Genomic DNA, 22,099 nt, shown 5'->3' with positions numbered 1-22,099 from the left:
ATAAATGGGAAAATAATATTAATAAAATACAATATTCAGAAAAAACCAACCGGTTACGGAAAAGAAAATTTCGTATCGGTTGGTTTTTTAGTTATCCACATTGTGTGGATAACCTATATGAATTATGTGAAAAAGTAAAAAAGTAAACAATGATGAAAAGTAACACTTTAGTAACACTGCCTTTTTTATACTGTTTTAAAGATAGGCGTATTTTGCGTTTTATGTTGTTTATATAGAGATGGGAGGTTAGATATAAGGGTGAAATCAGCAAAAATACACTATCGTTTTATAAAACTCTCCTGTTGGTTCTGAAGGAAATCAGGATGTGGCAGACTATGAAAGAGTTTTTATGAAAATAAAAAAGGAAAGGAAAGATTGCAGGAATGAGGAAGAAAGAAAAACGCAAAAAAGTATGTGCCTCAGTGCTTGCCCTTTTGCTGTCAGTGGCGATGATACTTGGCATGATCCCCGGTGAGATCGGTCAGGTATATGCTGCGGAACAAAAGACAAAAGGCGAGCCGGTTCTGGCGTCAGCGTTTGATGCGGAAACAAAAGCAGATCCGAGTACTCTTCAGACATGGAAATCATTAGTGTCGAATACGACGGAGAATATCGGACGCATTTGGACTGATAAGACGGTTTCGACAGAAGATATGGCATTTGATGGAACAACAGAAAAGGCAGAGATAGGCGACTCGCAGTTTTTAGTAGCATTATCCGCACTGTCGTCTACATCGAATACAGTAGCGATGTCAGAAAAGCCGCTTGATATTGTACTTGTTTTGGATGTATCCGGCTCTATGGGAAACAGATTGAGTACGAGATATATATACGAAGAGGTGTATGATATTAACACCGGCAGGCGGGGACCTTCTTATTATGCTATAAATGATAATGGTGATTATGTAGAAATCGATAAGATCCAATATTTTGGATTTTTTGATCATTGGGAACTGGAAGGCAAAGAAGTTGAACCGAAGACGAGTGCAAGCGATAACACAGAAGGGCACATTCAGTTTTATACGAGAAAAGAAGAAAATATCACGAAAATGGAAGCGCTGAAAAGTGCGGTCAACAGCTTCGCAGAAGCTGCTGCAAAACGGAATGATGACATTCAGGATGTTACAAAGCAACATGCTCTTTCCGTAGTGAAATTTGCAGATGATTCTACCAGTGATGTATATGGAGATGACAAGAATGGTGGATACAACTATACTCAGCGTTTAAATCCTCTGACCAAATATACAAGCACAACTATTTCAACATTGACAGATTCAGTGAATAAATTAGATGAGGCAGGATCGACTGCTGCAGATTTTGGTTTGAGCATGGCGAGGAAAGAACTGACGCAGAATGGAAGAAAAGATGCACAGAAAGTCGTTATCTTCTTTACTGATGGAGAGCCGAATCATCAGAATGGTTTTGACAGCAGCGTTGCGAATGACGCTATCGCAAATGCGGCTATATTAAAAAGTGAGGATCAGGCGTTAGTTTATTCAATCGGCGTATTTGAGAATGCAGATCCCACCAATACTTCTACAGCGGACTCCAATCGATTTAATGCATATATGCATGGTGTTTCCAGTAACTATCCGAATGCGTCGAGCTGGAAGCAGTTAGGAACGCGGGAAGCGGATTCTGATTATTATAAAGCGGCAGCAAATGCAGACGAGTTGACTCAGATCTTTACAGATATTTTTGAAGATGTGAGCATCGGTTCCGGTTTCCCGACAAACGTTACACAGGGATATGAACCGAATAAAGGTGGATATGTGACGTTTTACGATCAGCTCGGTTCTTATATGCAGGTAGATGAATTTAAGACGATTTTATTTGCAGATAAGAAATTTAACCTGAATAGAGACACAGGAATAAAAACAGAAGGAAATGTAACAACATATACATTTGAGGGAGAAGGCGGAAACGCCCTTTATCCGCAAGGGAATCTCCACGATATCCTTATTACGGTGACGAAATCCGATGACCTGAAAACAGGAGATATTGTGGAAGTTAAAGTTCCGGCATCTATGGTTCCGCTTAGACATTTTAAAGTGGATACAGATATAAACGGGCAGGCGACTATGAATGTAGATGAAGCTTATCCGATTCGTATTATGTATGGTGCAAGTATAAAGCCGAAAGTAATCGAGACACTGCGGGATGGATTGGATGACAGCGCAGACGATGCGGCGCTGGAAGCGTATTTGGAAGAAAATAAGACAATGACAGGAGGGAATACCGCAGCGCTGTTTTATTCAAATGCTTATACAGGCACATCGTGGCCGGGACATCCGAATAAGACACTTGGCGATACGGTGGCTTCTTTTGAACCGGCAAAAGGAAATACATTTTATTATTTTACAAAAGATACACCGATCTATACGGATGAAAATTTTGAACATCCGGTGACGGACAAACCGGTATCTGGAGATACTTATTATTATGCGAAAACGTATTGGGCGTTGGAAAACGGACAGGCAGTTGAAAAAACGAAAGCTTTTCCGTTTGCAAGCGACAACTTTGAGCAGGCGTCGGCAAACTGGGAAGTAAATGACAAAAATGAAGTTTATATTAAGGCTGGATCAGCCAGACTGACAAGAGTAGATTCTTTGACCTTGAGCAAGGAAAATAATGCTACGTCTACAGCCACAGAAGTAATCAATCCGTTGTGGGACAATGTAAATAACCCGCAAACGCTGCATGTGTATTTGGGAAATAACGGACTTATTGCAGTGGAAGTACCGGGAGCGTTGGAGATCACTAAGGACGCGACGGTTGCTGCGGATAAAAACTTAAATGAAGATGAGGTTGTTAAAGACAAGGAGTTTGCATTTAAGATCAACATTCCGGATATGAAAAATAAAACTGTTAAGGCGGAAAAGAGAAACCTTCAGAATGAACTGTTGGGAGAAGTTTTTGATCTTACATTTGACTCAAAGGGAGATATCGTTCAGTCAGTGAAGTTGAAAAACAATGAACGGCTGTATATTCATGGGTTGGATGCAGGCGCTTCTTATACAGTAACTGAAGATGGAACGTCTATGCCGAAAGGATTTTCGCTTACATCTGTCGTGACAGACGGAAAAGAAGAGAAGACGGAAAAAGCGGAAGGAACGATTGAAGCCGGACTCTCAAAGAGACATACATTTGTAAACACGTATGATGTAAAATCAGTGGATGCAGAAGAGTTTGCACCTTTTAAAAAGACATTTGAGCGTTGGGATCTTGCGTCAGAATTTGACATGATGCTTGTAGCAGACAGCGCTTCTTATCCGATGCCGGAAGGAAGCAAAAATGGTCAGAAGATCGTGAAGGCAACAGAAGAGAATTCGAATGGAAATTTTGGAACGATTACATTCTCAGCTCCGGGAACGTACGGATATACGGTACTGGAAAAGATAGAGAATGAAGATCGTGTATCAGGAGTTCATTATTCGAAGGCGCTTTATGATGTGACGGTAACTGTGTCTGATAATGGAGACGGTACATTATCCGTTGATTCTATCGTTATGAAGAAGACGAACGGAGATGATGGATCACAGATCCCGGAAGGACAGCAGCAGGAGACGAGCATCGCAGAATTTGTCAATACATTTAATGCAGACAGCGCATCACTTTCGGCAAGAGTACGCAAAGAATATACAGATACTACAGGCGGAAGTATTTCAAATGGACAGTTCAGATTTAAGATGACTCCGAGGACAGATTTGGACGAAGGAGATACTGTACAGGAAAATCGCCCGCAGCTTCCGGCAGGAACACAGTTTGAGGATGACGGAAAGAGTATTATTGTAAGTAATATCGGAAATAATGTTCATTTCGGTGAGGCAACGTACAATGCAGATTGTATTGGAAATACATATGCCTATGAATTGACGGAAGTTGTTCCGGATGAAGTGACGGCGGAATCTCCGAAACTTGATGGGATGAAGTATGATCTGAATCGCTATCTTGTTAAGATGGCAGTGACAAAAGGGGAAGATGCAGAGGGAAAAGCAAAGGTAGTTGTAAATGCATCTTACTATAGAATAGAGACAGATCAGAGCGGAAAAGAGATCTATACGCTCTTAAAAGACGAGAATGATAAACCGGTGATTCCGGTATTTACAAATGTCTATGATCCAGAAGATCTTATTTTACCGGGTGACGGACAGAATGCTGTTTGCGGCAGTAAGACGCTGGAAGGACGTGATTCCCTGACAGGAGAAACGTTTACATTTACATTGTCTGCTGCAAATGAGGCGACAGCAACAGGGCTGGCAAATGACTGGATTGTTTTTGAAAATGATCCGTCAAAGACAGAAATGCAGGCAAACGTATCAGAACTTATTAATAAGCAAGAAAAGCCATTTGATTTTGGCGAAGTGAGATTTACCCGACCGGGAATATATCAGTTTAATGTAGTTGAAAATGCTCCCGAAAACGGAAAAGGTATGGTGTATGACCGTCATACGGCATTGGTAACTGTGACTGTGAATGATAGAAACGGAACGCTGGAAGGGAACGTTACATATAATAACGGACAGGGAATGTCCGAAGATAAAGCAGCGTTTGTGAACGTTTATAAAGCAGGTACGGTTTATGGAAATGGTATGGATCTGAATTTGTCCAAGACATTGAACGGCCGAGCACAGACGCTTGGAGAATTTAAGTTTAAAATTGCAGGACAAACAGAGGAAGCGGACTTAAAGTTAAATAATGCAGACAGGGAATTTACAACGATCGCGCCTGCAGATGACGGAGTTGCATCGAAGATTTTCAATAAATTGTCAGGTGTGCAATTTGATGAGACAGATGCAGGAAAGACATTTTCGTATACAGTGCAGGAAGTTTTGCCGGAGGATGACGATGCGGAGGTAGCAGGAGTTCAGAATTCGGGCGTCACATATACGCAGATGCAGTATCAGGTAGATATCAAGGTAAAGGATAACGGCGACGGAACGATGAGTACACTGACAACAGTGTCACGCACATATGATGATGCAGGAAATCGGCTGGATACTCCGGAAGTACTGGAAACATATAATAGCGCAGATGGAAAAGACGTATGTAATGTGATTTCTTTTATAAATACATATGCGGCAAAATCTGTGACTGTAGATACGGATACAGATGAAAATGTAATGCTTACAAAACAGCTTAAAGGACGCAGTTGGAAAGAAACAGATCGTTTTCAATTTACATTGAAAGCAAACAATCCGGCAGATGCGCCGCTTCCGGTGAAAAACGGGCAGCAGACAACGACAGCAGAAGTAAGTCAGCCGGTTGGAACAGAAGATTCAACTGTTGTCGACTTCGGATTTGGTTCGATTACATTTGATAAACCAGGAGATTATTATTATCAGGTAACAGAAGCGCATGCCGGAGAGACGATTGATGGAATTACATATGACAGTGAGGCGGCATATATTTGGATTCAAGTAAAAGATTCAGGCAAAGGTCAGCTGACAGCTGAGGTTAACACAACGGATTCAGATTTTGTCAACACATATGGCGCAGTATTAAACCATAATGCGGCGGGCGGTATTGTGACCGCAAAGACGCTGAATGGGCATGATATGGCAGATCGTCAGTTTACGTTTCAAGTAGAGGCGCTGGCTGGTACAGGAACGACAGCAGAAGAAAACGCAAAGCGCATCGGAGTGAAAGATGGAACAACTGAATTGTATAGAAATGACGGATCAGCAAAAGCCGGTGAGACGCTTACAATGGAAACAGAAGATAAGAATGCGATTGAATTTACGGCGGATGACGTCGGAAAAACAATGGTATATCGATTTTCGGAAAAAGGTGCTGACGGAAACTTCGGCACAGGCGGAACAAAAGACGGATATACTTATGATGGTGCAGTTTATACAGTAGAACTGGGAGTAACGGATGACGGAGACGGAACATTGACGCTCCACACGACGGTAAAAGATAAGGAAGGCACGGTACTTATTGATAATCAGACAAGCAATGAGACTGATCCGAAAGAAACCGTTGTGTCGTTTGTAAACAACTACACACCGGATGAGATCTCTGTCGAACCGGGAACTTTTGCAGGAAAAGTGACAAAAGTGCTGAAAGGAAACCGTGGAACAGATCTGAAGAATGGCGAGTTCACGTTCCGGATGAAGATTACGGCATCTGATGGAAGCAGCATGGACAATGTCGTACTTCCGGAAGGCGCGGTGGATTCAGCAGTTACATCGGCAAACAAGGCGGATGGATCTGTAAATTTCGGAAATATTTCGTTTAAGGCTGCAGGAACGTATCATGTTGAGATCAGCGAGGTTATTCCGATAGAGGATGCAGACCCGAATATGACGTATGACGGACATACGTTTAGTTATGATATTGTAGTAACTTATGACGCGGCGAAAGGTGAGTTGAGCGCGGCTGCAGCAGAGGAAAGTAAATCCGGAAGCGCGACATTTACAAATGTTTACGAGAAGGGAGAGCCGAAAGACGTATTCACCGGAACAGGAGATGCGAAGACATCAGTAAACGGAAAAATGGTCGGAGTCGGTGATGAATTGACATATACGATCGACTGGGTCAATAACGCGTCCGACGAGAAAGGACAGCCGACGGAGGCAGAAGTCACGGTTACGGATGTTGTACCAACCGGTACAGATTTTGTAAGTGCGGGACAGGACGGAACTTATGATAATACGACAAATACGATCACATGGAGTCTTGGAAAGCAGGAACCGGGAGCTTCGGGAACAGTTTCATTTGTTGTGAAAGTGACAGATGAGGCAGCAAAAGGCGGAACGGTAGAAAATACGGCGTCTATTACAATCGGAAAAAATGATCCGAAGACAACAAATACAACAGTCACTCATATACCGGGAAAAACAGTTGCAAATAACGATGTGGAAGCATCGTCTATAAAAGTCGGGGATACGGTGACTTATACGATCAAATATCACAATACGGAATCTGAATCGGCAGAGGTGATTATTAGTGATCGTATTCCGGACGGAACGGACTATGTAGATGGAAGCGCCGGAGATGATGCAGTTTATGATAAAGAGAGCCGGACGCTGACATGGACACTACAGGATGTGAAGCCAAACACAAGCGGTGAGGTAACGTTTAAGGCAGTTGTAAATGAAAGCGCGTTGAAAGAAAGCGTTAAAAATAAAGCAACTGTTCAGATCGGTGAAAACGGACCGCAGGTGAAGACGAACACAGAAACATTTGAGGTGAAGGTGGGAGATGTTACCCTGTCAAAAGAAGTTCAGGTGACGGAAGGTCAGGGTACGAATATCAACAAGAAACAGGTATTTACATTTATTGTCAAGTTGACAGATTGCTCCGGTAAGGAATTAAGTGGAACGTATAAGTATGAAATTGCGGGAGCATCAGAAGAAAAAGATCTGAAGAATGGATCTAGAATCGAATTGACTCACAATCAGACAGCCAAGATCAAAGGATTGCCGGAAGGTGCGGTATGTACGGTAACAGAAGAGCCGGTCACCGGATATACTTCGAAGGATGGAGCTGAGAAGTCAGCAGAGGTCATTGCCGAACAGACACAGGCAATCAGGTTTGTTAATGTTTATAATGCAGCAGCAGGTGAGCTGACAGAAGGCAGCTTGAACGTTGAGAAAGCATTAAGTGGTCGTGAATGGAAAGAAACAGATCGTTTTATTATTCAGCTGGAAGCAAAAGGCGGAAGAAATGCAGCAGGAGATGAGCTTGAAGCATCAGAAGTTCCGATGCCTGTGGGCGCATCTGAGAATAAGATCACGCTGGATCTGACAAAAGAAAAACAGAACGCAAGTTTCGGAACGATCAGTTACAGCAAAGTGGGAACATATAACTATATTGTTACGGAGCTTCAGCCGGCAGAAGGAGCAATCGAAGGAATTACTTATTCAAAGGCTTCTTATGACGTTAAAGTGAATGTGACAGATAAAGGCGACGGTACGCTGAATGTGGCTTTTTCGCTGGGTCAGACAGCAGATGATCAAGGAGAGGAAATCTTTAAAAATGTAGACAAAGCAATGTTTACGAATACATATACAGCGTTGATGCCGGAGGAAGATAAGGCAGCTACAAATGCAGTCTTCACGAAAGTAGTGAATGGACGCCAGTGGATTCAAGGTGACAGTTTCACGTTCCGCTTAGCAGCAGTAACGAATGGAGCGCCTCTTCCGAAAGATGCCGAAGGAAATGATGTGACAGAGAAAACGGTGACAGCGGCAGATGTGTTGGACGGGAAAGTGGATTTCTCTTTCGGAGTGATCGAGTATAGTCTTGATATGGTCAAAGAAGAAGAGAACCGCACGAAAGAATTTGTATATGAAGTAACAGAAGTTGAGCCCGGTGAAGGTGAAGCAAAAATTGCGGGAATGACCTATGATACGCATAAAGCAATCATGAAGATTACAGTGAGTGACGACGGAGAAGGACATTTGCAGGCAGTGACAACGATCGAAAACAATACGTTTACGAATGTGTATCAGTCGAAACTGGATTATAACAGTATTGGCGGATTGCAGATCTCCAAAACTTTGAACGGAAGAGATCTGCAGAAAGATCAGTTTACATTTACCGTGACTCCGAAGGAAACTGTAGGAAGTACGACAGCGGAAGAAGCGGCACAAAAACTTGGACTTCGCACAGATGGAGAGAATGCATTCACGAATGGAGCAGCTCAGTCTGGCGAGGCGGCGATCACAGATGTTCTGGCAGGCAGGAATGTTGTATTTACACAGGCAGACGCAGGCAAGACGTATACTTATGAAATAAGTGAAAAAGCAGGTGAAAATGCAGCGTATACTTATGATACGGAAACGGCGATTGTGACAATTACGGCAGAGGATCATAACGACGCAACGCTGACTGTTACAACAGTTGTAACAAAAGGCGGAAAAGAAGTTGATCGTCAGGTCGTTACAACAGGAGCAGCAGAGGCGTCGGCGGCAACTGTTCCGTTTGTCAATGAGTACAATGACCAGCCGGGATATTTAGGCGGCAGAGGAAGTGTGAAGCTTGAGGCAGAAAAAACATTGACGAACAGACCACTGTCAGACGGTGAATTTACATTTAATGTGCTGGATCAGAACAACAACGTAGTAACTTCCGGTGTGAATGATGCTGCCGGCAAGATTACTTTCGGGGAAGTCGAATATACGACAGATCAGTTAAATCAAGATGCGGCATCGGGAATTGCAGTTAAGAAGTACGATGCGCAGACAGATCAGTACACATACAGCTACGCATATAAAGTTGTGGAAGATCTGACAGATGCAGGCGAAGGAATTACAGGAATTACAACAGAGTTTGCAGTAACAGTGACAGTTTCCGATAATGGAGACGGAACTTTAGCAGTGAAGGTTACATATCCTGAAGGCTCAAACAGTCTTGTGTTTGAAAATGCATATGGAACAGGAGCAGAAGCGGAACTTTCGGTTAACGGACAAAAAGTTCTGAATGTGGAAAGTGGAAATAATGCACCGGATATTACAGGAAAATATACATTTACGCTGGAGGGATCAGAAGGCGCTCCAATGCCGGAGAATATGACTGCTGTTAATGATGCGGCAGGAAATGTGATCTTCGGTAAGATCGTGTATACGATGGAAAATGTATTCGGAGATACAGGAGTGCAGGATTTGCAGAAAGAAAAAGACGATGAAAAAATGCCGGAGATCGAGAGCCGTACAAAAACCTTTACATATACCGTGAAAGAGAGCGGAAGTGCAGCTGGTGTTAGAAACGATACGGAAAAGGTATTCCATGTGACGGTAACAGATAACGGTGACGGTACGATCAGCGTCGATAAGGATTATGAGAACTTTGCATTTGTATTTACAAATACATACTCGGTTACAGAAACAGAGTACAGCATCAGTACAGATATATCCGTGACGAAGATGCTGGAAGGACGCGACCTGAGAAATGGAGAGTTTACATTTGAATTGATTAGCGATAAAGATAAATCAATTCGGGAAGCTGTTAATGATGAAAACGGAAAAGTTGCTTTCGATTCAATTACATATACAACTCCGGGCGAGTATTCTTATACAATCCGTGAAAGAAATACGGGATTGAAGGGGATTACATACGACGCAAGAGAATATAAAGTTGTGGTGAAGGTGACAGATAATGGCGACGGTACGATGAGCGCATCGGCAGAGTCATCAGTTGGATCACAGGAGATCGTGTTTGAAAACAGTTATAAAGCATCGCCTACGTCGGTTGTTCTCGGAACATCGAAGATACTGAAGAATAAAGATTTGAAAGCAGGTCAGTTTACGTTCTTGCTGAAGGACAACGGAACGGTGATTGATGAGGCAACGAACGATCAGGACGGACAGGTTATGTTTAAATCGATCGGATTTGAGTCGGCAGGTACTTATAAGTACGTTATTGCCGAGAAAAATGATAAGCAAAAAAATATCATTTATGATACGACAGAATATGGCGTGATGATCGAGGTGACAGATGACGGAGAGGGAAGTCTCAATGCCGTGGTTCATTACGATCAGGGCGTTCCGCCGACATTTATGAACAAATATGTCAAACCGGCGGAACCAAAACCGGAAGAACCGAAACAGGAGACACCGAAACCGTCTGAACCGGAACAGATTAACACCGTTCAGACAGGAGACAAGACTCCTCTTACAGGAACAGCGGTGATATTGGCGGCAGCGCTTGCAGCAATGATTGGCGCGGCAGGATTTGCTGGTAAGAAACGCAGGAAATAGTTTTATGATGCTGTGATGATACGGAAAGGTATCGTCACAGCATTTTTTTGCAATGGCATATTACATGAAAATGATTTTGGAAAATACAGACTATTTCTTTTGGGAAAAGCATGGTATGATAAAGTAGGAAAAAATTCGGGATATTTGACAGGGGTATAAAAATGGAATCACTGTATAAAAAACTTGTGTCATATGGAAATTCGGACTACTATCCTTTTCATATGCCGGGACATAAGAGAAATGCGGCATTGATCGGGGCAAATCTTCCGTATGAGATAGATATTACGGAGATTGACGGATTTGATGATCTTCATCATGCGGAAGGAATTTTAAAAGATCTGCAGGAATATGCGGCAGACGTATATCATGCGGAGGAAACGCATTATCTTGTCAACGGAAGTACGGTCGGACTGCTGAGCGCAGTTATGGGAAATACAAGAGCCGGAGATTGGATATTAATGGCAAGAAACTGTCACAAATCAGTATATCATGCAGTTGAGATGAATGGTCTTCATCCGATCTATATTTATCCGGAAAAGCTGAATATCGGCGATAAGTGTTCTTTTGGTCAGGAGCTAAACGGAGAGGCATCGCCGGAAGAGATCGAAAGACTTCTTGAAGAATATCCGAAGATAAAGGCAGTGGTCGTTACATCGCCTACTTATGACGGCGTTGTTTCTGATGTGAGGCGGATTGCCGAGATTGTTCATAAAAAAGGGATTCCGCTGATCGTAGACGAAGCGCATGGGGCACATTTTGGATTTCATCCGTATTTTCCGATGAACAGCAACGAGCTGGGAGCAGATCTGGTTATTCATAGTTTACATAAGACGCTTCCGTCTTTGACCCAGACGGCGCTTCTGCATATGAACGGAACTTTGGCAGACAGAGAGAATGTCAGAGAATATCTTCATATGCTGCAGTCAAGCAGTCCTTCTTATGTACTTATGGCAGGGATTGATGAGTGTATTCGTTTTGTCGGAGATAGAGAAAGTCCTGTTTTTGCTCAGTATGCGAAACGCCTGCAGTCGGTTCGGGAAAGGCTGAAGAGCCTTTCTGAATTGCAGCTGGTGGAATCAGAGAAGTATGATAGATCCAAGATTGTGATCGCTGTCAAAAACAAAGAAATAAATAAATTTACTGGAAAACAATTATATAATGAATTGAAAGATAAATATTTACTGCAACCTGAAATGGCAGCGGGATCATATGTTGTTTTGATGACATCTCTGGCCGATACAGAGGAAGGATTAGAGCGGCTGGTGCTGGCGTTGAAAGAGATTGACAGAAAACTTGCAAAAATCGGAAAAAGCGGAAGAAATAATTCTTTGTTACAAGATATAGATGTGCATGGAGATATTTGTAAGAACATCTTGTGGAAAGAGGAAAAGCAAAGAAATACTTATGTGTATAATCCAGGTGATGCAAAGCGGCTGCGCCGTGAGGAAGGGTGTGAATCTGTCGGATGGGAAAAGTGCAGCAGAAGGATATCGGGAGAGTACGCATATCTGTATCCGCCGGGGATTCCTTTGATCGTTCCGGGAGAGAGAATCTCGGAGAAAACGGCAGAACGGATAAAAGAATACGAAGAAATGGGATTTCAAATTGAAGGCACGAAGAAGAAAGGAAAGATTGAGGTATTGATAAATGGGTAAAATCTATTATGTAATGGGAAAGAGTTCTTCGGGAAAAGATACCGTTTATAAAAAATTAAAAGAACAATATCCCGATCTGCGTTCAGTCGTGCCGTATACGACCCGTCCGATCCGTGAGGGAGAGCAAAATGGTGTGGAATATTATTTTGTGGATGAGGAGAAATTGCATGAGATGGAAGAGAAGTCTCAGGTGATTGAAGCGCGGTCTTATCATACCCGCTGCGGAGTGTGGACTTATTTTACTGCGGATGACGGACAGATCGATCTGGATGGATCGGATTACCTTTTGATCGGAACGCTTGTGTCGTATCAGGCGCTGAGAAAGTATTTCGGGGAGAAGGCGCTTGTGCCGGTCTATCTTGAAGTGGAGGATGGTCTGAGACTTGCCCGGGCGCTTGAGCGGGAACGCAGACAGGATCAGCCGAAATATGCGGAGATGTGCAGGAGATTTCTTGCGGATGAGAAAGATTTTTCAGAAGAGAATCTTGTGGAAAGTGGAATTACACGGCGCTTTTATAATGAAAGTTTGCCGGAGTGTCTTGATGAGATCGGGGCATATATTAAAGAAATGCGATAGATTTAATTAGTTTTTGATAGATTTCACTGTTTTGTAATACCTTTTAATTTAAAGTTGTAGTACAATAGGAGTATGTTTTAAAGGGAGATGATCCCGATAGGGCATATAATAAAAATTAATTTTATGAGTGCAGGTGATATGGATGAGTGGTTTTAAAGACGTAGTAGGACATAAGAATATTATTAAGTACATTCAGAATGCGGTGACTGCGGATGCGGTTTCTCACGCGTATATACTGAATGGCGAGAGAGGTTCGGGAAAGAAGCTGCTTGCGAATTTGTTTGCCATGAGCCTGCAGTGTGAGAACCGGGATGAAGACGGCGACGCCTGCGGCAAATGCCGTTCGTGCAGGCAGGCGGTGAGCGGCAATCAGCCGGATATTATCAGGGTGATGCATGAGAAGCCGAATACGATCAGCGTGGATGATATCCGCGTGCAGATCAATGATGATATTGTGATCCGTCCGTACAGCAGTAAATATAAAGTATATATTATTGCAGATGCGGATATGATGAGCGTGCAGGCGCAGAACGCGCTTTTGAAGACGATTGAAGAGCCGCCGGAGTATGCGGTTATCATGCTTTTGACAGAGAATGCCGAGACGCTTCTTCCGACAATCCGCTCAAGATGTGTTATGATGAAACTTCGGAACATTAAGGATCAGCTTGTAAAGAAGTATCTTATGGAGCAGTTGGAAGTTCCGGATTATAAGGCGGACGTCTGCGTAGCATTTGCCCAGGGAAATATGGGAAAGGCGATCATGCTGGCAAATTCGGAATATTTCAATGAGATCAAAGAGGAAGTCGTCCATTTGCTCAGAAATATAGATGAGATGACTGTTCCGGATCTGATGGAAGCGGTAAAGCGCTGTATGATTTATAAGATGGAGATCAGCGATTATCTTGACATGATCGCTATCTGGTACCGGGACGTCCTGATTTATAAGGCAACGAGAAGTGTGGATCGGGTTGTATTTTCCGATCAGATGAAATATATTCGGGAGCGGGCGAAAAAAAGCTCATATGAAGGAATTGAGAATATTCTTGATTCGCTTGAAAAGGCAAAGGCGCGAATGAAAGCGAATGTAAATTTTGAGCTGACGATGGAGCTGCTCCTGTTGACAATAAAGGAGAATTGACAAAATGATAAAAGTAATCGGAGTCAGATTTCGTACGGCAGGGAAGATTTATTTTTTCTCTCCCGGACAGTTTGACATAAAACAGGGCGACAATGTAATTGTCGAGACTGCCAGAGGCGTGGAGTTCGGACGCGTTGTGAGCGGCGTGAAAGAAGTGGCTGAAGAGGAAGTGATCCAGCCGCTGAAGTCAGTGATCAGGATCGCGACAGAACAGGATCAGAAAGTAGTCGAGAAAAATAAAAAGAAAGAAAAAGAAGCGTTTAAAATCTGTCTTGAAAAGATTCGCAAGCATGAGCTGGAAATGAAGCTGATCGATGTCGAGTACACTTTTGATGGTAATAAGATATTATTTTATTTCACAGCAGATGGGAGAATTGACTTTAGAGAGCTTGTAAAGGATCTCGCGGCTGTCTTTCGGACCCGAATCGAACTTCGTCAGATCGGCGTTCGAGATGAGACGAAGATCCGCGGCGGTATCGGAATCTGCGGGCGTCCGCTTTGCTGCAGCACGTATTTAACGGAGTTTTCTGCGGTGTCGATCAAGATGGCAAAAGAGCAGAATCTTTCTCTGAATCCGACGAAGATCTCAGGGGTGTGTGGAAGACTGATGTGTTGTCTGACGAATGAGGAAGAGACTTATGAGATGCTTAACAGCCAGCTTCCGTCGGTGGGAGATTCGGTTACAACAAAGGATGGTCTTACAGGAGTCGTTCATTCACTGAGTGTTCTTCGCAGACAGGTGAAAGTTATCGTGAACCTTGAAAATGATGAGAAAGAGATCAGGGAATATTTAGCAGATGAACTGAAGTTTAAGCCTAGAAGAAAGAAACAGAAGGTTACGAAAGAAGAGCTGAAACAGCTTGCGGAACTGGAAAAAGAATAAGGAGTACGAGGACCGGATGTCGGATGAATATAAGGCGGCTGCCGCCAAAGAGCGGACGGAAGAGAAGGATGCGGTTCTGTCAGATCGAGACGGAGAAGGACATGGAAAGTCGAGAGAGCCGAGAACGGCGGAACTGTTGGAGGGAGAACGGCTGGATGATTTGCAGCTTAATGGTCTTGAACTGATCCAGAATCCCGAGAAGTTCTGTTTTGGTGTAGATGCGGTTTTTCTTTCGGATTTTGTGAAAGTAAAGCCGGGAGAACGGGTGCTTGATCTGGGAACGGGAAACGGGATTATACCGATTCTTTTGTCTGCAAAGACGAAGGGCAGCCATTTTACAGGATTGGAAATACAGCCGGAGATGGCGAAGATGGCGCGAAGAAGCGTGTCATACAATGGACTGGAAGAAAAAGTGGACATCGTGACCGGTGATATCAAGGAGGCGGCGGAAATATTTAAGCCGGCCTTTTTTGATGTGATCACGACAAATCCGCCGTATATGATCGCAGAACATGGTCTGCGTAATCCCGAAGATGCGAAAGCGATTGCAAGGCATGAAGTGCTTTGTACGCTTGATGATATTTTGCGGGAAAGCATGAGACTTCTGCAGGATAAAGGCAGATTTTATATGATACACCGACCGTTTAGATTGACGGAAATCATGATTAAAATGAATCATTATAAGATAGAGCCGAAGCGGATTCAGTTTATTTATCCACATATTAATAAAGAGCCGACGATGGTTTTGATCGAAGGTGTGCGCGGGGCAAAACAGCGCGTAATAGTAGAACCTCCGATTGTGATCTATGAATAGACAGTCAAATAAACAGAGCGGTGAAATCAAAGAACATGAGAATCGGATAAAACAAGAAAAACAAGAAAAGAAAACGAGAGTCAGCTAAGATCATAAAAGCAAGGAAAGGAAAAACGGGAGGGAAAGATGGCAGGAACGCTCTATTTGTGCGCGACACCGATCGGGAATCTGGAAGATATGACATTTCGGGCGGTTCGTGTGCTTCGCGAGGCGGATCTCATTGCAGCAGAAGATACGCGTAACAGTGTGAAGCTTCTTAATCATTTTGAGATTCAGACTCCGATGACAAGCTATCATGAATATAATAAGTTTGAGAAAGGGAGAAAGCTTGTAGAGAAGCTTTCTGAAGGAAAGAATATTGCCTTGATTACAGACGCGGGCACGCCTGGGATTTCCGATCCCGGAGAAGAACTTGTGCGTATGTGTCATGAAGCGGGGATTACGGTGACGGCAGTGCCTGGAGCAGCGGCATGCGTAACGGCGCTTACGATCTCCGGTCTTCCAACAAGAAGATTTGCATTCGAAGCATTCCTTCCACCGGAGAAAAAGGAGAGGGAAGCAGTGTTAAGTTCGCTGGAGAAGGAACAGAGAACGATCGTACTGTATGAAGCTCCGCACAGGCTTGTTAAAACATTAAAATTACTGGCAGAACGATTGGGGGATCGTCAGGTCAGTGTTTGCAGAGAATTGACAAAACGCCATGAAACGGTGTACAGATCAACCCTTTCCGGGGCGGCGTCCTATTATGAGGAACATACGCCGAAGGGAGAGTGTGTTCTTGTCGTTGAAGGCTTGAGCCGGGAAACGATTGAACAGGAAGAGCAGGAGCGATGGACGCAACTTTCGATTGAAGAGCATATGGAATATTATTTGTCGCAGGGGATTGACAGAAAAGATGCGATGAAGAAAACGGCGAAAGATCGAGGTATGCAGAAAAGAGAAATTTACAACTATCTTGAGAAGATAAAAAATAGCTAATGAAACTTAAAAGTTTCACATCTAAAATAACCGATATCGGAGGTTATCCGATATCGGTTATTTTTCCGTCTTTCATAAAAACAATTTTTTTCCCTAATGTTCGTGCTTCCAAAGGATCGTTTGTCACATACAAAACCGTGATCTTAAGTTCTTCGTTGATTTCCAAAATATCACAGAGCATCTCTTTCCTGCGTTCGGGATCTTGCCGCGCGAAGTCTTCGTCTACAAGGAGTACTTTCGGGTGGCAGACGATCGCGCGTCCGAGAGCCACTTTTTGCTTGTCTCTTTCGGAAAGGGACTTGATCTTTTGGTTAAGAACTCCTGAAATTCCGAGAAGGCTGGCGGCGTCATTCACACGGTTGTCGATAATATTGCGGGGAAGATCTCTTAGCCGCAGACCGAGAGCCATATTGTCATAGGCGTTGAAATGCTTGTAAAGCGTGTAATTTTGAAAAGCCATCGCAAGCCGCCTGTCTCGCGGCAGGATATCGTTCAATAATTCGTCGCCGAGATAAATCTTTCCCGAAGTGATGTCTTCCAGTCCGCCGATCATGCGTAAAATAGTGGATTTGCCACAACCGCTCGGACCGTGAAACGTGATAAATTCACCGTCATCAACATGAAGACTGACGTCGTTTACGGAAACAAAACCGTTTGAGTAAGTTTTTGATAAGTGTTCTAATGTCACACTTGCCATAAAAACACCTCCGTATTTACATGATAATATTATATTAGCACAAAGAAGTTTTATCTACAATCCCAAACCCTCGTTCAGCTCCTGATTGGAGCACAAGTGCGGCGGTCAGGCAAGCAGAACACTTGCTGCAAGTCCTGCGAATGTCGCGATGAGAGCGCCTGCAAGCGTGTAGCGGGATTTTTTGATTCCGGCAGTCATGAAATAAACGCTCATCGTATAGAAGATCGTTTCTGTGCAGGCAAGCGAGATCGAGGCGATAAGTCCAATATGAGAGTCAGGTCCGAATTGCTTGAAAAGATCCAGCAGAAGTCCGGTCGCGGCAGAAGAAGAGAACATTTTTACAACAGTAAGAGGAACAAGTTCTCCGGGAAATCCGATCAGATCCGTAAAGTTTCCGATCAGTGCCGCGATAAAATCGAGAAATCCCGATGCGCGGAGTATTCCGACTGCGGCCATCAGTCCGATCAGTGTGGGCATAATACGGATGACAGTAAAAAATCCGCTTTTAGCTCCTTTGATAAATGTTTCATAAACATTGACTTTTTCAAAAAGACCGTAGACAACGATACTTAAAATAAGGAACGGAACTATATAATTGGAAACATAGACGAGCAGATGCATAAAAAGACCTTCCTTTACAGAATACACGGATTATTTGATTCTATGTACGCTGTGCAGATACATTCCTCAAAAAGCGATGTATATTAGGAAAAAAGGAAACATAGGATGCAGTAAAAGACGGTTCGGGGGTCGGGATGTCGGTAAGGAAAATGGTTGCTTTGCTCCTTGCTGTGGCAGTTGCTTTCTCTGTTGTCGGAGGGGCAAGTGGATGCGCTGCAAAAAATGCATCGGAAGGTCAAAGCGAGGATGCGAAATTCGAGGAATATACGAAGGAATTATTTTGTAAAGAAGTGTCCGCGAATACAATTAGCCTTCACTATACGCTCAAAGCTCCGGAAGAGTATGGAATCGAAGTGTCTGGCGCCACATTCGGTCAATTTGAAAGAGAGCCGGAAACAGTCAAGGCTGCGGCGGAAAATATGAGGCAGGCTCTGTTGAAATTCGAATACGATCAATTAAATACTCAAAATAAGATTACATATGATATTTTAAATTATCGGTTAAAGATGATGAAAAAAAGCGCAGATTATACAATGTACGAAGAACCTCTTGGGCTTGTGAGCGGGGCGCAGACACAGCTCCCGGTTGTTTTATCGGAATATCGGTTTTATGACAGGGAAGATGTGGACGTTTATTTGGCGCTTGTGCGTCAGACAGAAACGTATTTTGAGGAGATTATAGAGTTTGAGAAACAGAAGGCGGAAGCGGGGTTGTTTATGTCGGATCAGGCAGTAGAAACTGTAATCAATCAGTGTCGGGCATTCCTTGAAACAGGAAACGGAAACTACTTATATTCTACATTTGCAGACCGCGTGATGGAATTAAAAGAGTTGACGGAGAAAGAAAAAAGTGACTATATACAAGAAAATGCACTTGCCGTATCCGATTATGTTTTTCCGGCATACGAGCGTCTGACAGAGGAACTTGAAGGACTGAAAGGGGAAGGAAAAAACGAGGAAGGGCTAGTGCATTTTCCGGAAGGAAAGGCGTATTATGAACTGCTCGTGCGTCAGTCGACAGGATCAGGACGGTCGGTGGAAGAACTGAAAGATATGACACGACGGCAGATCAATGAAGATCTTACGGCAATGGAGCAGGTGCTTGGGATGACAACGAAGGAAGCGAAAGAAGCAGCCGCTCTTATGTCGAACAAAAAGGCAGAGCAGATTTTGGAACAGTTGAAAGAAGGCTGTGAAACGGCGTTTCCGAAACCTCCTAAAACAGACTTACAAGTAAAATATGTGCCGGAATCGATGGAAGAACATCTAAGTCCTGCGTTCTATATGATCCCTGCCATTGATAATTCCGGGCAAAATGTAATCTATATTAACCGGGCGCGCATGGGAAATGATATGACGCTTTTTACGACGCTTGCCCATGAAGGATATCCCGGCCATCTCTATCAGACGATCTATTATGAAAGCACTGATCCGGATCCGATCCGCAGCCTGCTTGATTTCGGAGGTTATGTAGAAGGGTGGGCAACCTATGCGGAGATGGGAAGTTATTATCTGATGGGACTGTCGAAAGAACAGGCAGTTTTGCTGCAGAAAAATGCCTCTATCATATTGGCTCTTTATGCACTTGCAGATATAGGGATCCATTATGATGGCTGGAGTATTGACGATGCGCTTCGGTTTTTTAAAAATTATGGCATCACAGATGCAGAGACTGTGGGGGAGATATACGAGTTAATCTTAGGGTCGCCCGCCAATTATCTGAAATATTATATCGGGTATGTAGAGTTTCTGGAATTGAAGAAAAAATGGGTTGATGAGAAAGGAAAAGATTTCTTACAAAAGGAATTTCATTCGGCTGTGCTCAATGTAGGCCCTGCACCGTTTGAAATTGTTGAAGATTATATGTGGAAAATGTAAATGTAAAAAATCAAATTCCTTTCAGCAGCTTGTCGATCATTTTGGAAGCCTCGCTTCGGGTCAGTGTGTCGGCATTCGGAAAAATGCTTCCGGTTCTTTTCGTGAGACGTTCAAGAAGAGCAAGCTGTTTCGGGGTGGCAGGCTGAGGTTTTTTGATCTTATATGTAAGCTGTTCTGGTTTAAATGTTTTCGGATTCTCTGCTTCGAAGTAATGAGAAAGAGTTTGATATAATTTGGCAGTTGCAAGCGCGTCGAAATAGGCGCGGTGCGCTGCCTTGTTTTCGATGCTGTAGTGATCGCACAAAGCGCCCAGACTTCGGGATTCCAGTTCGGGGTGGACTTTTTTGGCAATCTTTAAAGTGTCGATTCCAAGTTTCTCAAAAGAAAGTCCTTCGCGGGCGGCAGTGCATTTTGTGAAACTGTAGTCAAAGATGATATTGTGTCCTATAAGAATATCGTCTTCGCAAAAGTCTACAAAATCTGAGATGACGGAACGCGCAGTTCTGGCAGAGCGAACCATATCGTTCGAGATGCCGGTTAAGTCTGTGATTGCGGGAGAAATAAGCTCTGTCGGTTTGATAAATTCCATAAAACGTTCGCTGACTTTTCCGTTACGGACTTTTAAAGCTCCGATTTCTATAATTTCGTTTGTCATAGGATTTAATCCGGTTGTCTCAAGGTCGAAAGCGATGTAAGATTTCAACATGGTAATCGTGCTCCTTTTCAGATGTGGAAAGTTGTTGGGAATAAACTTTACTATAATTAAAATTACTATAATTATATAGGAATCAGAACGGAAAATCCAGCAGGAAAAGAGGATATTCGGATTTATAAAAGACAGTTGCCGGAAGCGTCCAAAGGCACATTCCGGGATTGTAAGTGGTCGCCAAGGTCTTGTGCAAGCCGGAATTTGGCTCATCGCCATTGCAAAAATACAGGGAGTCCGAGGCAGAATACTTGCCGTGGACTCCCTGTACTGTTTATAAGATCCTGTTAAGGAGGAAATCTCGAAGCTATGTTTTCGGGATTTTTTATGATTAAAGTTTATCGCCACGTTTTACATATCCCGGTTTGTCAGGAGCTGCGATGACACGTTTTCCGCGGATGAGGCGGGCGTGTTTGTCTACAACAAGATTCTCTACATGAACTCCTTTTCCGATGACAACGTCTGCAGATATGATACAGTTTCTTACAATCGCGCCGGGTTTGATGACGCAGCTTCTTCCGATGATCGAGTTCTCAACAGTACCTTCGATCAGACAGCCGTTGGAAATAACAGAAGAAGTTACTTTGCTGCCCTCAAAATATTGTGTCGGGCAGGAATCGTTCGTGTGTGTGTAGATCGGCCAGTCTTTATCAAAAAGGCTGCTCGCATTAGTCGGATTTACAAGCGACATATTTGCCTGATAATATGCGTTGAAATCATTGATCACTGCGAAAAATCCACGATGAGATACCGCGCGGATATCAAGGTTCTGAGATTCTTCATCGATAATGTCAGAAAATGTATACATGGATGACATCTTGCTGGCTTTGCGTACGAGTTCGATGAAAAGATCTTTTTTCATAACATATGTATCCATTGAAATGTTGCGGTTCTTTGCATTGCCGTGATTCTGCTCAATAGAAAGGACACCTTTCTGTTTGTTGATATTCAGAACATAACAGTTCAGGAACGCTTCTTTTGCGTTGTCTACCGAGTGATACATCATAGAAATATCAGCGCCGGATTCGATATGTGCGTCAAGGAACTCACTGTAATCCGCCTTGTAAACCATGTAGCTTGGTGCGATCACAACATATTCCTGTTTCATCTCTTCAAGACAGTCCATATTCTCCATATATGCAGTGATATCTGTGCTGTAAATATCGCCGATCTGACCATGCTCTGTGTACATGATATTCAGACTGCCGCGCTTGGAGTTGATGTTATAGTGACGTCCTGTTCCGAGATGCTCTGTGAGGGAACGCGGTTTTCTGCGTACAAACACTTCGATGTTGTCGATTCCGCTGTTGCTCATATTAGAGATTGGGAAATCGATGATACGGTATCGACCGAGGAAAGAGAACGCACCTACAGGACGGAAGTCCTGAAGACCGTCTACTTTAATATGATTTCCGGCAAAATTTATAATTCCAAAAGCTTTGTTCAT

12 protein-coding genes are annotated in these 22,099 nt (G+C 43.3%); 8 read left to right on the top strand and 4 right to left on the bottom strand.

Annotated elements, in window-relative coordinates; genetic code table 11:
• The first annotated feature begins 383 nt into the window (after positions 1 to 383).
• The 7 genes from RCH61_RS06810 to rsmI all read left to right on the top strand — a co-directional run bounded on the left by RCH61_RS06810 (position 384) and on the right by rsmI (position 16,751).
• Entirely contained in the window at positions 384 to 10,706 is a 10,323-nt protein-coding gene (locus tag RCH61_RS06810) for a Spy0128 family protein (RefSeq protein ID WP_306480247.1), read from the top strand.
• A gap of 161 nt (positions 10,707 to 10,867) precedes the next feature.
• Entirely contained in the window at positions 10,868 to 12,361 is a 1,494-nt protein-coding gene (locus RCH61_RS06805) for an aminotransferase class I/II-fold pyridoxal phosphate-dependent enzyme (RefSeq protein ID WP_306480246.1), read from the top strand.
• Positions 12,354 to 12,938 (top strand): guanylate kinase, encoded by a 585-nt coding sequence (locus tag RCH61_RS06800; RefSeq protein ID WP_306480245.1) that lies wholly within the window; start codon positions 12,354 to 12,356, stop codon positions 12,936 to 12,938. Before RCH61_RS06805 ends, RCH61_RS06800 begins: the two co-directional genes overlap by 8 nt.
• A 142-nt stretch (positions 12,939 to 13,080) precedes the next feature.
• Complete coding sequence (gene holB / locus RCH61_RS06795; RefSeq protein WP_306480244.1) at positions 13,081 to 14,076, top strand: DNA polymerase III subunit delta'; 996 nt, start codon at positions 13,081 to 13,083, stop codon at positions 14,074 to 14,076.
• 4 nt (positions 14,077 to 14,080) lie between these two features.
• On the top strand, positions 14,081 to 14,959 hold the full coding sequence (locus RCH61_RS06790; RefSeq protein WP_178006869.1) for a PSP1 domain-containing protein: 879 nt from the start codon (positions 14,081 to 14,083) through the stop codon (positions 14,957 to 14,959).
• 16 nt (positions 14,960 to 14,975) lie between these two features.
• Positions 14,976 to 15,773 (top strand): tRNA1(Val) (adenine(37)-N6)-methyltransferase, encoded by a 798-nt coding sequence (locus RCH61_RS06785; RefSeq protein WP_306480243.1) that lies wholly within the window; start codon positions 14,976 to 14,978, stop codon positions 15,771 to 15,773.
• A 126-nt stretch (positions 15,774 to 15,899) separates the two neighbouring features.
• A complete protein-coding gene (rsmI, locus tag RCH61_RS06780) occupies positions 15,900 to 16,751 on the top strand; it encodes a 16S rRNA (cytidine(1402)-2'-O)-methyltransferase (protein ID WP_306480242.1) in 852 nt (283 codons plus the stop codon).
• Positions 16,752 to 16,794: 43 nt separating this feature from the next.
• On the opposite strand, the gene RCH61_RS06775 is transcribed toward rsmI, so the two are convergent.
• A complete protein-coding gene (locus tag RCH61_RS06775; RefSeq protein ID WP_306480241.1) occupies positions 16,795 to 17,448 on the bottom strand; it encodes an ABC transporter ATP-binding protein in 654 nt (217 codons plus the stop codon).
• 105 nt (positions 17,449 to 17,553) lie between these two features.
• Positions 17,554 to 18,069, bottom strand: coding sequence for a spore maturation protein (locus tag RCH61_RS06770; protein WP_178006861.1), 516 nt, complete (start codon positions 18,067 to 18,069; stop codon positions 17,554 to 17,556).
• 134 nt (positions 18,070 to 18,203) lie between these two features.
• On the opposite strand from RCH61_RS06770, the gene RCH61_RS06765 reads away from it, so the two are divergent.
• Positions 18,204 to 19,946, top strand: a complete 1,743-nt coding sequence (locus RCH61_RS06765) for a DUF885 domain-containing protein (RefSeq protein WP_306480240.1) — start codon at positions 18,204 to 18,206, stop codon at positions 19,944 to 19,946.
• 10 nt (positions 19,947 to 19,956) lie between these two features.
• Here RCH61_RS06765 and RCH61_RS06760 read toward each other — a convergent pair whose 3' ends face one another.
• Positions 19,957 to 20,652 (bottom strand): 3'-5' exonuclease, encoded by a 696-nt coding sequence (locus tag RCH61_RS06760; protein WP_306480239.1) that lies wholly within the window; start codon positions 20,650 to 20,652, stop codon positions 19,957 to 19,959.
• A 331-nt stretch (positions 20,653 to 20,983) separates the two neighbouring features.
• A complete protein-coding gene (gene glgD / locus RCH61_RS06755; protein WP_306480238.1) occupies positions 20,984 to 22,099 on the bottom strand; it encodes a glucose-1-phosphate adenylyltransferase subunit GlgD in 1,116 nt (371 codons plus the stop codon).

Source organism: Mediterraneibacter sp., from assembly GCF_030825015.1.
Classification (GTDB): Bacteria; Bacillota; Clostridia; order Lachnospirales; family Lachnospiraceae; genus Mediterraneibacter.
This window is presented reverse-complemented; position numbering and strand designations above follow the sequence as displayed.

Bases quoted from the DNA above. Each gene is read 5' to 3' on its own strand.
- glgD (WP_306480238.1), bottom strand. From the start codon at position 22,099: ATGAACAAAGCTTTTGGAATTATAAATTTTGCCGGAAATCATATTAAA.
- holB (WP_306480244.1), top strand. From the start codon at position 13,081: ATGAGTGGTTTTAAAGACGTAGTAGGACATAAGAATATTATTAAGTAC.
- RCH61_RS06790 (WP_178006869.1), top strand. From the start codon at position 14,081: ATGATAAAAGTAATCGGAGTCAGATTTCGTACGGCAGGGAAGATTTAT.
- RCH61_RS06805 (WP_306480246.1), top strand. From the start codon at position 10,868: ATGGAATCACTGTATAAAAAACTTGTGTCATATGGAAATTCGGACTAC.
- rsmI (WP_306480242.1), top strand. From the start codon at position 15,900: ATGGCAGGAACGCTCTATTTGTGCGCGACACCGATCGGGAATCTGGAA.
- RCH61_RS06800 (WP_306480245.1), top strand. From the start codon at position 12,354: ATGGGTAAAATCTATTATGTAATGGGAAAGAGTTCTTCGGGAAAAGAT.
- RCH61_RS06765 (WP_306480240.1), top strand. From the start codon at position 18,204: ATGTCGGTAAGGAAAATGGTTGCTTTGCTCCTTGCTGTGGCAGTTGCT.
- RCH61_RS06760 (WP_306480239.1), bottom strand. From the start codon at position 20,652: ATGTTGAAATCTTACATCGCTTTCGACCTTGAGACAACCGGATTAAAT.
- RCH61_RS06810 (WP_306480247.1), top strand. From the start codon at position 384: ATGAGGAAGAAAGAAAAACGCAAAAAAGTATGTGCCTCAGTGCTTGCC.
- RCH61_RS06770 (WP_178006861.1), bottom strand. From the start codon at position 18,069: ATGCATCTGCTCGTCTATGTTTCCAATTATATAGTTCCGTTCCTTATT.
- RCH61_RS06775 (WP_306480241.1), bottom strand. From the start codon at position 17,448: ATGGCAAGTGTGACATTAGAACACTTATCAAAAACTTACTCAAACGGT.
- RCH61_RS06785 (WP_306480243.1), top strand. From the start codon at position 14,976: ATGTCGGATGAATATAAGGCGGCTGCCGCCAAAGAGCGGACGGAAGAG.